Raw genomic sequence first — 15,259 nt, forward strand, 5'->3', positions numbered from 1 at the left:
TATGAATTTCTTAAAGATTATTACTTTCGTTTGCCTTTCGTTTTCAGTCTTTTCACAAATAAGTTTTCAGATTAAAGGCAAAGTCAATGGTATCGAAAGCCAGACTGTTTTATTGATTACTTCTGAAAACGATACAGTAGCAAGTGCTAATGTAACCGGAACGGCTTTCAGATTAAAAGGCAAAATTGGTGAACCTCAGCTTTGTTATCTTCAGGATTCAAAGAGAAATTTTCGTCTCCCTGTTTTTATAGAGCAAGGCAGTACTTCTGTTTCAATCGAATTGAATCCCGAAACTAATAAAATAATGAAAGCTATCATTAAAGGAGCTCCTGAACACGATTTGTATCAAAAACTTTTAAGCTCTGAAAAGGGTCATCTGACCAATGATGAGGTCAGACAGATGCAAAACTGGCTTAAACTTAATGATACTGTGTCGATTAATCATTTAAAAAGAGTTAAGCGCCAAGAAATGGACGAAGCCTATGAAAACATCAGGACAATATTTGCAAGTAATCCCTGTTCATACGCTTGTGGGTTCTATATAGGTTCTATCAGAAACATCGGAAAAGAACGCCTTACTAAAATGTATGACCTGTATAATTTGCTGTCTCCTGAAATTCAACGAAGCCATTTCGGACAGAAATTCTATAATCAATATCAAAAGGAAAGCCTAAAGCAATGAAGCCAGTCCTAATACTTATTTTATTCTCACAACTGCTTTTCGCTCAAAAAAAACCTTCAATCAATTATTTGAATGAAGTGCCGCCCAGCCAGATAGCCAAAGTTTTTGCTGACGGTATCATGAGCACGAGTCAGATTGAGCATTCGGCGCCTGCTTTTTCGCCTGATGGTCGGAAAGTGCTTTGGGCTATAATGAAAATGCCCTCTTACCGCATGAAGATGCTGGAAATGAATTATGTAAACGGGCAGTGGTCAGTACCAAAAATGCCGGCTTTCTCGGATAGTTTGTCCGATTTTTCATTTCCTGATTTTAGTGTGGATGGTAAAACTCTGTTTTTTAGCTCGAACAGAAGGGTTAATCAAGCTGATACTTTAACTAAAGGAAATCGCCTTTGGTATGTCTCTCTGAATGGTGATAAATGGGGAGAGCCACAGTTGGTAGAAAAATTGAAGTCCTACGGAGGTATTTATGCGAATAGTATTGCCGCAAACGGAAATATGTACTTTACCTTTGGCCCTCATCGCTCATCTGACTGGAATATACTCTATTCAGGAATTAAAGATATAAACCCTTCGCCATTGCCAACTAATACAAAAAGCTATGAAGATGGGCCATACATTCACCCAAAAGAGGAATATATGATTTTTGAATCAAACAGAACCGGAAGTATCGGAAACAGTACTGACCTCTATATTTCATTTAAAAAGAATGGTGCATGGTCTGAGCCGGTCAATATGGGTTCAAAAATAAATACGCCCTTTTCAGAGCGGTTTGCAAGAGTATCGCCTGATGGGAAGTATCTGTTTTTTGGAAGCAACAGAAACGGTAATTTTGATATTTTCTGGATTGATGCCTCTATCATTAATGAGTTTAAATAGACAAATCATATGAGATTATTTTTGCTTCTTCTTATTTTACCTTACCTCGCATTCGGACAAAAAAGTGATGCTACAAAAATTGAAATTGGTGAGCGGATAAGTTTTTTTTCAAAGACCTTAAATGAAAATCGTGAACTTTTGATTTACAGCCCCAAATCAGCAGAAAAATCGAATAGCACTTACCCTGTCATTTTTCTTTTTGATGCAGAGTCTTTATTTAATACAGTAGTTGGGACACTCTGTTTTATGAATTATAGTTCTTCGCTTCCGCAGATGCCAGAGGCGTATATCGTGGGTATTGTTAATAAAAACAGAAGCAGAGATATGCCTACTCCACAGGATTTTAGCAGCTCGCGAGAAGTCCAGAAATTCAATGATTTTATCAGTAAAGAATTACTGCCGTTTATTTCTAAAAAACTGAAATCGAGCGGTATGAATATCCTGATCGGGCATTCGCAGGGAGCACTTTTTGCTACTTATTTAGCCATTCAAAATCCTACTATGTTTCAGTTTACTCTGGCACTTGATGTGCCTATGAGTGTTTCAAAAACTTTAGAAACTGACTTTTCTAATAAACTGTCGCATAACTGCAACCAGAAATATATTTCGGTAAAAGCAATTTATGGATGGGATTCAGACATTCAGCATCAATGCAATAACCACAGGCAAATAAGTATAATCAATGAAAGCCATGAAACCATGCCTTTGAAAGGAGTATATGAAGGTTTGAAGATACTATTTGAAGATTATTTGCCTAAAGACAAGGACTTGCCACTTGAAAAGATAAAGAATTACTATGCTGGGTTAAGTGCAAAATACCAGATAAACTATTCTATGCCTGCCCTCATTTTGCTGGAAAGCGCGAAACAACATATCGGGCAATCTGATAAAAAAGAGGCATTGGATTTACTTTTAACGCATGATAAAATGTATGGAGCAAATGAAAAAAGTATGCGATTAAGAAAAGATGTCGATGCCATTACGACGGGTCCAGATGAAAGGGTTACAGAAGCAATAAACCATGCAAGCCCGTCAGCTAATGAAATAACTCCCTTTTTAGGGAAATGGTCAGGCAGGGTAAAAGTGCCAAATGGTGAGGATATGTTGATTGATTTTGAAATCAAGCATTTAAACAATAAATATGTGATGCAGTCCACGATTATGAATTCTTTTAAAATAAATTCAGATTTTTTGTTTGTTAATGAAAAAAAACAGTTGGTTTGGGGAAGGAAACACGATGGAGGAGGTGTTTATTATTCTATTGGTGATCTGGTTAATGACGGGCGTAAACTTATAGGAACGGAAGACTTGATAGGTTTCGTTTTTCCGAAAGAAATGCCGAAATTCATTATTAATACCTTTGAATTTATCAAACAATGAAAAATATAATAATATTCTTTCTTGCATGTCTGTTTGTAAATACTGGTACTGGACAGGATACTAAGACATTTGTACCAGAAGGCGATGCCCGTTACTTCGACTTCTGGCCAGGTAAATGGTATGTGCAAAATGAAGATAAAACCATTGATTCCTTAAGTTTTTTTAATGTAAAAAAAGGAGTTCATGAGGCCAGTTTTGTTGAAGAATGGTACTTTAAAAATATAGGCAAATCTATTGCTATTCGCACCTGGGACAAAACCAATAATAAATGGGGATTTGTATGGGCTTCTGAGAATGGTTTATATCAGGTATGGAATTCAAAGAAAATTGGTGATAATTGGTTTATATATAACCAGTTTACAGTTAATGGCGAAACCTATCTTTCACGACAAGGATTTATTCCTCAGAAAGATGGAACAGTACTAAGAATCAGTGAAAAATCAATTGATGAAATTCATTGGGAAACTCGGTTTAAGCAGATTCTAATCAGACAAAAAGATAAATAGCAGAGTCTTAATATAATCATTTAACAAACTGGAAACCATAACTATGCAAGGAAGAAGAAATTTTATTAAAACAATGACTTTAGGCTTACCAGCCATACATACCATGAAGTCAGATTTTTTGAGTAATACTGATACCAAACCATTGGGTGTTGCTTTGGTAGGCTTAGGAAACTATGCAACAAAGCAATTAGCTCCGGCTTTACAACAAACACAACTTTGCAAGCTTACAGCAATTGTAACTGGCACTCCTGAAAAAGCAGAGAAATGGTCAAAAGAGTATAATATTCCTAAAAAGAATATCTATTATTATGCTAATTTTGATGATATCAGAAATAATCCGGACGTTGATATAATTTATATTGTTTTGCCCAATTCTATGCATGCCGAATACTCAATAAGAGCTGCGCAAGCGGGCAAACACGTGATTTGCGAAAAGCCAATGGCATTGAATGTGAAGGAGTGTGAAGACATAATTGCTGCCTGCAAAAAAGCCAAGGTAAAATTATCAATAGGTTATAGACTCTATTTTGACCCATATCATTTAGAAATGCGGAGATTGGGAAATGAAAAGGTTTACGGAGGTATCAGATTGATTGAGAGTAGTCTTGGGTTTTCTATGGCAGATCCGAAAGTATGGCGACTTAACAAGGCAATGGGTGGGGGTGGAGCTATTATGGATCTGGGAGTTTATTGTATTCAGGGAGCCAGAAGAACTATTGGTGAACTTCCTGTGGAAGTTTCGGCTCAGGGATTTATTATGGATAAAACCATTTTTAAAGATATTTATGAAGGATACACGTTTACTATGAAATTTCCAAGTGGAGCTGTATCCAATAGTACAACTACCTACTCATCTTATGTTGACAGGTTACATGCCACAACTGGCTGGCAATGGTTTGCATTAAACCCATCGTATAATGCTATCGGAACGGCAGGACAATTTTTTGATGGAGAGATAAAACCTATGGATTTTCAGAGTAAAGACTATCAGCAGATAAATCAATTAGATGATTTTGCCAGATGTATTATTGAAAATAAAATATCTGCCGCCTCCGGCGAAGAGGGATTGATAGATCTGAAAATTATTGAAGCAATAAAACAATCTGCCGATACAGGTAATAAAGTAATTTTAAAATGGTAATTTTAGATAAATTACAAGCTGATTTTATTTGAACCTTTTTAAAGCTAAAAATTATGAAAAAGAAAATTACTATTCTTGCTGTGTTTCTTACGGCTTCCATTTACGTTCAGGCACAGACAAATCAGGATGCTGAACTTGTGACAAAAGCGTGCATGAATTATATTGAGGGATTCTACGAAGGGGACACTTTAAAGATTAAAGCATCTTTACGACCAACTTTGACCAAATTTGGCTATTTTAAAAACAAGCAGACTGGCAAATTTGCTGAAGACGGGTATATGACCTACAAGCAAGCTATAGACTATGCCGCAGGGGTAAGTGCAAAGAAAAGATTTCCAAAACCGGATGCGCCAAGAATAGTGAAAGTCCTGGATATTTCGAATCACACGGCTGCCGCCAAAATTACTGCCTGGTGGGGGACAGATTATTTATTGTTATCGAGAGAAGGTGATGGCTGGATGATTGATCAAGTGCTATGGGAAGGGCCGTTGGTTAAGTAAATTAAACTCAAAGGAATCATTAATATTGCCTTTTTAGGAATAAACATTTTTTAGGTTTCATAAGTCAAAAAAACAAGGGTTAGTTACTGAAGGAATACATTTATCTGCTTAATGGCGTAAAAATATGAAAAGTTGCACCTTTGCCAGGCTCACCGTTGGCAGTAATAAATCCTTGATGGTTCTGGATAATTTTTTTACATATAGCCAATCCAATACCAGTACCTGAATATTCATTTTTATTATGCAAACGCTGGAAAAGCTCAAATATTTTTTGTGAGTACTGCTGATCGAAACCGATACCATTATCAGTGATGCTTAGCATATTGTAGTTTTTACCGGCGTCAGCTCCATGACTTACATAATTTTTGCCTTGAACCGTTTTAGAGGTAATATTGATTTCTGCCTGAACATCAGTTTTGCTGTATTTAATTGCATTGCCTATGATATTTTCTAATAACTGCTGAAACTGAAAAGGAATCAAGTTCAATTCAGATAAGGTTGTATGAGAAATGATTACGTTTTTCTCTTCAATACTATCTTTAAGTGTATTCTTTACCTCATCTAAGAGTAAATTTAAATTGGTTTTCTCAAATATTTTGTCAGCTGATGTAGCACGGGAAAAAGCAAGTAAATCATTGATAAGTTTCTGCATCTGAGTTGCCGAAGTAATGATTCGGGGTAAAAACTCTTTAGCTGTAGGAGTAAGTTTTTCGAAATCTTTTTCAAAAATTCGATTGCTGAATAACTTGATTTTTCGCAAAGGCTCCTGCAAATCATGGCTGGCTATATAATTAAAAGAAGTAAGTTCTTCGTTACTTCTCTGTAATTCAATGTTTTTTTGTTCCAGTTGCTGGTTAATCCGGTATTGTTCAGTAACATCCTGGCATGTGCCAGTCAGTTTATAAGGTTTATTAAATTCATTTAATAATACTTCTCCCTTACCTTGCAATACTCTTATGGTACCGTTATCCCATACAATCCGTATGACATAATCTTCCGCAATATGTGTTTCCAGGGCTTTATGAATTTCGCTTATACGTCGTTCACGGTCTTCCGGGTGAACTAATGAAACGAAGCGTTCAAAGTGTATTTCTTCTGATTGGGGCTCAAGCCCGTAAATCCTGTACATTTCATCACTCCAGTCTATTTTATTATTGGGTATATCCCAACTCCAGTTACCAATATGCGTGAGCGCCTGTGCCTGCTTGTGTAGTTCTATGGTATGTTCTAATTGTTGTAAAATCTTGTTTCTTTCTGTTACATCCATCACAGTTCCTCTCATTTTGAGCGGTTTACCGTCTTGGAAAGTGACAATTCCACGAGACCATATTATTTTCTCTGTTTCTTTCTGATAGCGATATTCACATTCGTAAATACCATTGCCAGTAATGGCCTCATTAATAGCGGCGGTAAGCCGTGTCTGGTCGGCTGGATGCACAAATTGTAGAAATGTGAGATAATCTTTACTTTCTTCTAATTCGAATATTTTTAGTAACTGGTCTGAATAAAGTGAATTATGTGCCTGCAAATCCCACTCAAAGCTGCCTAAACCTGCTATTTCCTGGGCTTCGCTTAGTTGCTGTTCACGTAGCTGTAGCTTCTGTGAGGCATCTTTTTCTTTATTAATATCGAGCGACATCCCAATAATCTGTGATGGGATACCTTGCTCATTTCGTTTGAATACTGTCTCATAAACTCTTTGCCAATGATAACCCCCTCTTTTGTTTTTGAGCCGATACTCAAGACTACGGATTTCACCATCTTTGGCAGAAGAAAAATTGCGGAGGTGTTCGAGCCTTTTATCTAAATCTTCAGGATGAAGCAATGCCGAAAACATATTGCTTCCAAAACTTCTGATTTCTTCGCCTGTAAAGCCAATCAGTTCTTCTCTTTTGGATGTTGAATAAATTTCTTTCTGGTCTAATAAGTCATATACATATACCACACCGGGTAGGGTGTTATTTACCTTCTCAATAAAGTAGAGATTCTCATTAATTTTTTGTTGCTTGATATTAAATAATGTATTGTATGATTTTTCTTCGACAGTAAGCACAAATTGGTCTATTTCATCTAAAATATGATTATAAAGTTTGAAATCGGTGGTATAGTCAGGTAAAAAACGACGGAAGGCTTTTCTACGGGCAAAGTTTCCTGCTGAAATGTCCTTTGCTACTATTTCATCACTCTGAACCACAACCAACTGGTTTTCCGTCCATTTTTTTATTGATGTTTCGATAAACTCATCAATTGTATTGGTAGCAAAATAATTAAGGAGTTCTCTTGTGCCTTCAATGGATATTTTTATCAATTCATCTTCTGGCATATGCTCAAAAAATCTTAATACGGGTATTTTTATTTCTCGGGATATGAATAGCAATTCCCGCGTAAAATCTTCTAATTTATTACTAAGAAGATGGGCGGCATAGCCGTTTAAATAATTAAAATGTAATAGGTCTGGTTTAATAACCTCATTGACAGAACGAATTTCGTCTGATTTGTCTTTGGTAAGAGACATACTTCAAAATTTTAATACTTTAAAACAAATTTTTCTTTATCAGGTTGAGGTTTGTACTCTTCGCATTTCAGAGTAAAAACCTTCTTTAGGATAATTTTTAGTTCTATGTAGGAGTCAGGTTTTGAAATATACAGATTGGCTCCTGCTTTGAAAGTAGAGTTAATCTGGTCGACATTAGAACTGGTAGAATAAATTACTACTGGTATGTTCTTATATCGTCTATTGGTTTTTATTTCATACAGGCATTCCTGTCCGTTTTTGAAGGGCATATTCAAATCAAGAAAGATGGCATCAGGTAGCTTATCAGATAGCATATTCATCAGTTCTAAGCCATCATTAGCAGTGTTGATTGTGGCAGAACTTACGGTCTCTGAAAGCGCTTCTTTGAAGAAAATCCTGTCATCTTCATCATCATCAGCGAGAATAATATGGTAGTTGTTTTTTGTCATGCAGTTTTAATAGTTAGGCGTAAGGTAATCAATCTATACTTTATAGTTATTATCCAAGGAAATAAGGATAAAAGCAAAAGAATTATCGAATTATGAATTTTGGATAATATTACAGATAAATGGGCAATTATCCTTTTATGGGCTAATAATCTGAAAGTTACGTTAAAATTACACACATTTATTGAATTATCTTTTTTTTATTTTGTATTCTTACCATTCGAAAAAAATATTTAATTAACCTTTTAAACTATATGTCAAAGCAAATGAGCAAAAACAGCTTGTCCGCACTTTTAATACTTTCTATTGTTGCAGGTAGCTATGCGCAGGCGCAGATGGGAGTAGGAGCTAAAGCCCCCAAAGATGCGGAAGTGTATTTTGATGGCACCCGTAAAATGCTCGATGAAAAATGGATTTACTGGGAAGGCCCGAGACTATCAGCTACTTTACCAATTAAGTGGTTTATTGTTGATGACCCAGCAGGAAAAGGCACAGCAGTAAACACGAATGACCCCGCCGCTGCAGGAGGTAAGTATGGTGCAGCTGATATTGTTACAAAGGATACTTTTCGTGATTTCAGGGCACATGTGGAATTTTATATCAGCAAGCCGGGAGGTAATAGTGGGGTATATTTACAAAACCGGTATGAAATTCAGGTATTGGATGGCGATACTACTTCGCATGGCTTAGGGGCTGTTATCAATGAAACGAAATCGCCTTATTATGCTTATAATGGGGTTGGGAAATGGAACGCCTATGATATAACTTTCAGAGCGGCTCGTTTCAAAGATGGAAAACTGGTGGAAAAGCCAATGGTAACCATGTATTTTAATGGTAAAAAAGTACATATTAACCAGAAAATCAGCCAGGTTTGGGGTGGCCCGAACTCAGGTATCGATGGTGGGAATGATGGTGGTAAGGGCATCACAGATACACCCGGTGGCCTGAAATTACAGGCTGAAGGGCATGATGTATTATACCGTAATATCTGGATTAAACGATTGGACTTGAAAACGGCAGATACGGATTTTTGAGCATGTTGCAGAGGGCTCTGAGCAGAGGGTTAAGACCTTTCTGATAGTTAAGATATTTAATTTTAATCGATATTGAAGCGAATGGGTAAACTACTCATTCGCTTTTTTTGTGATATACTCAACAATAAGTTTATGTTGTGTCATTAGACTCAAACCTAATATAATTTGTACTAAATTAATGTAAAACCTGGATGCTTCTTTGAATATACTGCCATTGAAAAAGCTTGCAATATCATCTAAAAGTTTTGGGAAAACTTCAATAATCATAAGTCCGCCTAATATAATGGTTGCCATTCTTAAAACTGTTTCGGTGCTGATGTCCAGACTAATTGGCTCATCATCAAAATCCTTATCGAGCCTTAATGTATTAATTATCCATCTTGTTTTGAATATTAATGTTAACATTACCAAAAAATAGACTGAAAAGCCTACTAAAATAATTAAAACTGATTCACTAACATTGCCCTGATTGTACTCAGCAGTGGCATACATCTGCAAAAGGGCAATAGCTTGAAGACAATAGGCAATTAATCTTAAGCCTAAGATTTTTAAAAATATTGACCAAAATGTTCTGATAGTCATAAAAGCAAATGAATTTGGGGTTGTATATGGTTATTTTCTTACTATTCTCATGCAATTATCAAAAATCAAAGATACAATTTATTGGTTATGAAAATCACCATGCAGGCATCGCGCTGTAATGAATTACTTTATGAGTCGTCTATAATCGAAAACGGAAAATTGTATGATAAAGAATTTAACAAAATCTCGCTGTAACCTTTTCCCTCAGCAGGAGTTTCCATTTTGCAAACCCAAAAAAACAATCATTTATCAAGCTAATCGGTCATCTACGAATTTTTTCGTAATAAATTTTGAAATAATCAAAAGAGGGTATATATTTGCTACGAAATTATTCGTAGTTAAAAAATGTTAAACGCAAAATGGGGGATTCATAAATAAACATTAATACCTATCTTTGTGACAACAAGCTGGTCTCTTTATAAGCAAAACAGTAAAAAATACTGGTTGCCATTTACAAAATTATTGAAAAGCTATAACAATTATCATGAAAAATTTATTACTCGTATTACTCTTTACGGGCATATCAAACCTTTTGTATGCTCAAACCTTCTCTGTTAAAGGTCAGGTAAAAAATCAACAGAATGAAGTAGTTTCATTTGCTACGCTTGCAATCCACGCCAACAAAGATTCATCATTAATAAAGGCTGATATAGCCGACGAAAACGGAGGCTTTAAAATCAATAATCTTAAGGCAGGCAGGTATTTTATCAAAATTACTGCAGTAGGATTCAGTCCTTTCAACTCACCGGTTTTTGAATTGGTTGATAAAGACCTGGATTTTCAGCCATTTACCATATCTTCTGATACTAAACAATTGAGTGAGGTTAAAGTAGTAGCTGCCAAGCCCCTGATTGAAGTACAAAACGACAAAATTGTATTTAATGTAGAAAGTAGTATCAATGCGGCAGGCCTCAACGGGCTGGAAATACTCCAGAAATCACCAGGTGTTCAGGTAGATAAAGATGAAAACATATTAGTAAAAGGCAAGGCAGGTGTGCGCATCTATATTGATGGACGCCCGTCGCCTATGAGCGGAAAAGATTTAGCTTCTATACTAAAAAGTATGAATTCATCTGATATTGAAGCCATTGAGATAATTACCAACCCATCGGCTAAATATGATGCCGCAGGCGATTTGGGTATTATTAATATCAGATTGAAGAAAAATAAGAAATTAGGTACGAATGGAACTGTTAATTTAGGGTCTAACTGGGGTATTACCCCTAAATTCAATGGATCTGTTAACCTGAATCATAGAGATAAGAAAGTTAACATTTTTGGTAATTACAGCTATAATCAAGGTGCATGGCATAACCAAACACTTGATGACCAGATTTTGAATAATATTGCCTATAACAAGACCTGGAAAGGGATTTATCGTGACACCTCTCATAATGCCAAAATCGGCATGGATTATTTTATTAATTCAAAACATACACTGGGGTTTAATGCTAACGGGCGTGCAACCGACCATAATGGTGGCGGTGAAAGCCAGACCTTGATAGGAAACAAAGCACTGGCTCAGCCGGACTCGGCTATTCTTAATTCACGTACTTCAAATCCTGAAAAAAACAAAAACCTGAACCTCAATCTTAACTATCGGTATGCCGATACTACGGGGCATGAACTGAATGTAGATGCTGATTACGGCATTTTTACTTCCAGAGGTGTCAGTTATCAGCCAAACACCTATGAGTTTCCAAATTCTGACAGACCGTCCTTCAGCCGCAACTTTGTCACTAAAACACCTATCGATATCAGAATTAAATCATTTAAGGTAGATTATGAGCAACCATTTAAGAAAGGTAAATTAGGCTACGGAATTAAATTGTCAGATGTGAAATCTGATAATACCTTCGACTTCTTTAATGTATTGAATGATATTGAAATAAGAGATTTTGATAGAAGCAACAACTTTGTTTATACCGAACGCGTGTATGCGGCATATATCAATTATAACAAATCATTGAACAAAAAATGGGATTTGCAAGTGGGCCTGAGAGCTGAGCGCACGCACTCGTTGGGTAATTTGACAAGCTATAAACAGAATGATCTGGATAAAGTAGATACAACCTATTTTAACCTTTTTCCAAGTGGGGCTATCTCATTTAAAGTATCTGAACATCATAACCTGAATCTGAATTATAGCCGCCGGATTAACCGACCAAGCTATCAGAACCTGAACCCGTTTGAGTATCGGGTTGACGAGTTGGTGTACTCAAAAGGAAATCCTTTTTTGCGTCCTGAATATGCCAATAACTTTAAATTAACCCATGTTTATAAAGGCAAACTTACTACCTCATTAGGCTATTGGCGTACAAGATTCCCTGTGGTGGGTTTAAGGCTTCCATATGATCAAAGCCGTACTTATTTTATAGCCCGTAACCTGAATTATAGCCAGGGATTCAGTCTGGATATGAGTCTGGCGACCGATATTACCAAATGGTGGAATATCTATATAAATGTTAGTGGCTATACAAATGTATGGAGAGGTAACTTTGAAAATGGGCTTGTTATTAATAATAGTACCATTGCTGCCAATGCCAATGCACAAAGTACCTTTAAGCTCAAAAACAACTGGACAATCGAGCTGTCCGGCTGGTATAATTCACCGTATCGTCGTATAGATTATAATAGAGCTATGGGTACAATGGATGCGGGTGTGCAGAAGAAATTCTGGAAAGATAACGCTACTCTGAAAGTTAGCTTCACTGATGTGCTACATACAGGTAGAGGAGGGTATCATTCAGAATATGCGGGAGTTTATACCAATCTTCGATTTAAGTGGGAGTCGCAACAGTTGAGGGTCAATTTTACTTACCGTTTTGGTAGTAATGAAATCAAAGCCGCCCGAAACCGAAGAAGTGGTTCAGAAGATGAACTGAACCGTATAAAAGGAGGCTGATAACAAAAGAATAAAGGTTTGATTTCCCCACTGTCACATAAAAGATTATAAAGACAGTGGGGAATTTTATTATTTTTTGCTGAAAACAAATCTATCTTTCACGCTTATTACTTCGGCAATCTTTGTAATAACCAAGGTCGGCACTTCAATTTTATAATCTTTTAAGGCCACGTCAAAGTCAGAAATCAAGGTTATTTCATTATTATTGACAATCAGTTTACCTTTCATAATCCTTTCTTTTTGTACACCGTGCATGGTTAGTTGTCCTTTTGCAAAAATATCATAGGTGCCATTTTTTGAAATATCAACTGGTTCCTGAAACTTTCCTGAAAAAGAGCCTGTCGGATACTTCTCTGATTCCATATAATTTTCGTTAAAATGCTCTTCCATCAGGTGATTCTGAAATTTGAAATCAGTCATAGTCATTTTTACGGCAATCTCTCCTTTTGTAAAATCAATCAACGAGATTACATTTTTATTTACGGCAGCGATATTTTCGAGTGGTGTTTCAGAAAAGAAACTGGTTTCGCCTTTACGACAAATCCATTGATTCTGTGCAAAAGTTACAGCAGCTACAAAGTTGAGAGTTGCGATTAAAAATACTTTTTTCATATTTTTCTTTTTTTGTCAAAACTGAATGTTCTTGAAATATTAAATCCATAGTGTATATCCCCCTTTCTCCATTGACCTTCTGTCTGTGTAATAAACTGACGTTCTATCATACCCAGAGAATTGGTGAAATGTAACTGAAAAACGTGTCCGCCTGTTTCGATATCAAATCCCATGGAAAGAGAATTATAGTAAGGTGAATTCTGGATAGTCCCGGATTGGGAACTTAAAGGCACCCGATAAAAATATTCAGCATTAAATGAGGTACGCTTACTGATTTTTATACGGCCTCCAATACCAATAGCTACAACGTCATTCGGTACACTACTTGTTTCTACCCGATTACTGTGAAGATAAGTCGGGCTAATCTGAAGAGATAACCGTTCGTTAAACTTACGGGCAATTAATAGCTGACCGACGTAGGTAAATCGCTCAACATTGTTATAGAATGTAAGCTGAGGGCTCGTGCTCAACGAAATAGCATCAGCAGAGACAAGTGCTGTAACGCTTAAGGGCATACCTCCCGGCCCGGATGCTTGTCTGAGTAGTTTATATTTGGCAAAATAGTCGAAAGTTTTCTGACTCGTACTACGCCCGATGCCAATCATCAGATTATCAGTTAATCCATATTCTAACCCCAGACGCATTGTGGCAGCATCCAGTCCGAAAAAATTATATGCACCTTCGTTTAACATACCGAAACGATGAGATATTCGTAAATCCCAATGATTTTTGGCAACAGTTTCTACAGAGTGTCCATTAATAATGCGGGTCGATTTGAAAGTAGCCGTAGAATAGTTCTTCCGGGGCTTTACGGTTTTGTCTAATTCATCTAATAAATCCTGACCAGCAGCAGTAAGCGATATAATTTCTAAAAAGATAATCCAGATTATTTTTTTCATAGAAACAGTTTTTTTAAGCAGTAATAGTAAGTGTATTCCCTGAGAGTGAAACCTGATAGATAGTGAGGCCTTTTTTGCCTTCGCTATTCAGGCCTTTTCCGGTTACGTCAAACCTGGCTCCGTGTGCTGTACAATACCATTGATTGCTTTGGAAAGTAATTTGTTGCCTGCCTTCATGACTACAAGTGAGGGTAGCAGCAATGTAATTACCATTATAATTAGCCACTACTATACCACTCTTGATAATATAACCACCCGTTTTTTTGAGATTGGCATAGCTTGAGTCGGTTAAGTCAAGTGTAAGGCCACTTGATGGTAGAGGAGTAACTCCTGCTGCTTCATTCTTACAACTTTCGGTGGTATAAAGTGCAAAAAGTGCGGCCCCAGTAAAGCCTAATTGTTTTAGAAATTTGTTCCGATTGATTTTTTCTTGCAGTTTCATGAGAATAATGTTTAGTATTTAGTTTTACTTACGCAGCAATTTTTTCTTTGCTTCCTGAGGGAGATTAAAATTTTTTAATCTTAGCATATTTATGAAGGAAGCATTTTAGGGATTATCTTCGTAAGTAACAGTAAACATCTTTTTTAATGAACCTAACCTATTAGAAGTGTTTTTTAAAAGAAGAAATAAACAATTTGATTTAATAAAAACCATTGGAGGGTGTAAAGCAAGGAAACCTCTGGCGCAAAAAGAATTATTTGATTATTACGCCAATTATGCCAAAAATATATGCTTGCGGTATTCTGCCAACGATGAGGAAGCAGAAGAAATGGTCAGTGATGGGTTTATCAAGGTTTTTAATAACATTGACCGATATGATTCTAAACAGGTATTTGATGCCTGGTTCAGAACTGTCATGGTTAATGCGGCCATAGATTACTTCCGTAAGCATCATTCCAGAGTAGAATTTACAGATCTGAGCCAGGCATATGAAGTAGAAAATGACGAGAGATATCTGGAATTAATGACTGTAGATGAAATTATGGAATTTGTACAGAAACTTACGCCAGTATATCGTACCGTTTTTTCACTTTCTGTAGTTGATGGGTATTCACATACCGAAATAGCAACGATGTTAGGCGTAACAGAAAGTGCGGTTCGGGCTAATCTGGTAAAAGCCAGAGCAAAATTGCAGGAATGGATTCAAGCCTATTTGTCGAGACAATCAAAAATATAAA

15 protein-coding genes are annotated in these 15,259 nt (G+C 36.4%); 9 read left to right on the forward strand and 6 right to left on the reverse strand.

The features are described 5' to 3' along the window. Position 1: 1 nt before the first annotated feature. The 6 genes from H1R81_RS02375 to H1R81_RS02400 are packed head-to-tail and all read left to right on the forward strand — an operon-like array spanning position 2 to position 5,087. Positions 2-682 carry a DUF4369 domain-containing protein gene (locus H1R81_RS02375; RefSeq protein WP_181839073.1) on the forward strand — a complete coding sequence of 227 codons (681 nt, stop codon included), beginning with the start codon at positions 2-4 and terminating at the stop codon, positions 680-682. Further along, positions 679-1,560, forward strand: coding sequence for a TolB family protein (locus H1R81_RS02380; protein ID WP_181839074.1), 882 nt, complete (start codon positions 679-681; stop codon positions 1,558-1,560). The genes H1R81_RS02375 and H1R81_RS02380 overlap by 4 nt, the downstream gene beginning before the upstream one ends. A gap of 9 nt (positions 1,561-1,569) precedes the next feature. Further along, complete coding sequence (locus H1R81_RS02385; protein WP_181839075.1) at positions 1,570-2,940, forward strand: alpha/beta hydrolase; 1,371 nt, start codon at positions 1,570-1,572, stop codon at positions 2,938-2,940. Continuing rightward, positions 2,937-3,446, forward strand: a complete 510-nt coding sequence (locus tag H1R81_RS02390; protein ID WP_181839076.1) for a hypothetical protein — start codon at positions 2,937-2,939, stop codon at positions 3,444-3,446. The genes H1R81_RS02385 and H1R81_RS02390 overlap by 4 nt, the downstream gene beginning before the upstream one ends. Before the next feature lie 43 nt (positions 3,447-3,489). Then, on the forward strand, positions 3,490-4,587 hold the full coding sequence (locus H1R81_RS02395; RefSeq protein WP_229251036.1) for a Gfo/Idh/MocA family protein: 1,098 nt from the start codon (positions 3,490-3,492) through the stop codon (positions 4,585-4,587). A gap of 53 nt (positions 4,588-4,640) precedes the next feature. After that, entirely contained in the window at positions 4,641-5,087 is a 447-nt protein-coding gene (locus H1R81_RS02400) for a nuclear transport factor 2 family protein (RefSeq protein WP_181839077.1), read from the forward strand. A 100-nt stretch (positions 5,088-5,187) separates the two neighbouring features. Here the strand turns inward: H1R81_RS02400 and H1R81_RS02405 are convergent, their stop codons facing one another. Both H1R81_RS02405 and H1R81_RS02410 read right to left on the reverse strand, forming a co-directional pair. Next, positions 5,188-7,602 carry a PAS domain-containing protein gene (locus H1R81_RS02405; RefSeq protein WP_181839078.1) on the reverse strand — a complete coding sequence of 805 codons (2,415 nt, stop codon included), beginning with the start codon at positions 7,600-7,602 and terminating at the stop codon, positions 5,188-5,190. Positions 7,603-7,613: 11 nt separating this feature from the next. Next, complete coding sequence (locus H1R81_RS02410) at positions 7,614-8,051, reverse strand: response regulator (RefSeq protein ID WP_181839079.1); 438 nt, start codon at positions 8,049-8,051, stop codon at positions 7,614-7,616. A 263-nt stretch (positions 8,052-8,314) separates the two neighbouring features. Here H1R81_RS02410 and H1R81_RS02415 point away from each other — a divergent pair, with 263 nt between their 5' ends. Next, complete coding sequence (locus H1R81_RS02415) at positions 8,315-9,082, forward strand: DUF1080 domain-containing protein (RefSeq protein ID WP_229251037.1); 768 nt, start codon at positions 8,315-8,317, stop codon at positions 9,080-9,082. A 90-nt stretch (positions 9,083-9,172) separates the two neighbouring features. Here the strand turns inward: H1R81_RS02415 and H1R81_RS02420 are convergent, their stop codons facing one another. After that, a complete protein-coding gene (locus H1R81_RS02420; RefSeq protein ID WP_181839081.1) occupies positions 9,173-9,664 on the reverse strand; it encodes a hypothetical protein in 492 nt (163 codons plus the stop codon). Positions 9,665-10,148: 484 nt separating this feature from the next. On the opposite strand from H1R81_RS02420, the gene H1R81_RS02425 reads away from it, so the two are divergent. Next, complete coding sequence (locus tag H1R81_RS02425; protein WP_181839082.1) at positions 10,149-12,569, forward strand: TonB-dependent receptor domain-containing protein; 2,421 nt, start codon at positions 10,149-10,151, stop codon at positions 12,567-12,569. Positions 12,570-12,638: 69 nt separating this feature from the next. On the opposite strand, the gene H1R81_RS02430 is transcribed toward H1R81_RS02425, so the two are convergent. Genes H1R81_RS02430 through H1R81_RS02440 form a run of 3 tightly spaced genes read right to left on the reverse strand, consistent with a single transcriptional unit; the run spans position 12,639 to position 14,522 of the window. Beyond that, a complete protein-coding gene (locus tag H1R81_RS02430; RefSeq protein WP_181839083.1) occupies positions 12,639-13,181 on the reverse strand; it encodes a YceI family protein in 543 nt (180 codons plus the stop codon). Beyond that, on the reverse strand, positions 13,178-14,080 hold the full coding sequence (locus H1R81_RS02435; protein WP_181839084.1) for a DUF5777 family beta-barrel protein: 903 nt from the start codon (positions 14,078-14,080) through the stop codon (positions 13,178-13,180). Before H1R81_RS02435 ends, H1R81_RS02430 begins: the two co-directional genes overlap by 4 nt. 13 nt (positions 14,081-14,093) lie before the next feature. Beyond that, positions 14,094-14,522: a ubiquinol-cytochrome c reductase iron-sulfur subunit gene (locus H1R81_RS02440; RefSeq protein WP_181839085.1), complete on the reverse strand. Its 429-nt coding sequence runs from the start codon at positions 14,520-14,522 to the stop codon at positions 14,094-14,096. Between the two features lie 166 nt (positions 14,523-14,688). Between H1R81_RS02440 and H1R81_RS02445 the strand changes: the two genes are divergently transcribed. Further along, a complete protein-coding gene (locus H1R81_RS02445; RefSeq protein ID WP_181839086.1) occupies positions 14,689-15,258 on the forward strand; it encodes an RNA polymerase sigma factor in 570 nt (189 codons plus the stop codon). Position 15,259 lies beyond the last annotated feature (1 nt).

Source organism: Emticicia sp. BO119 (assembly GCF_013912375.1).
Lineage (GTDB): Bacteria > Bacteroidota > Bacteroidia > Cytophagales > Spirosomataceae > Emticicia.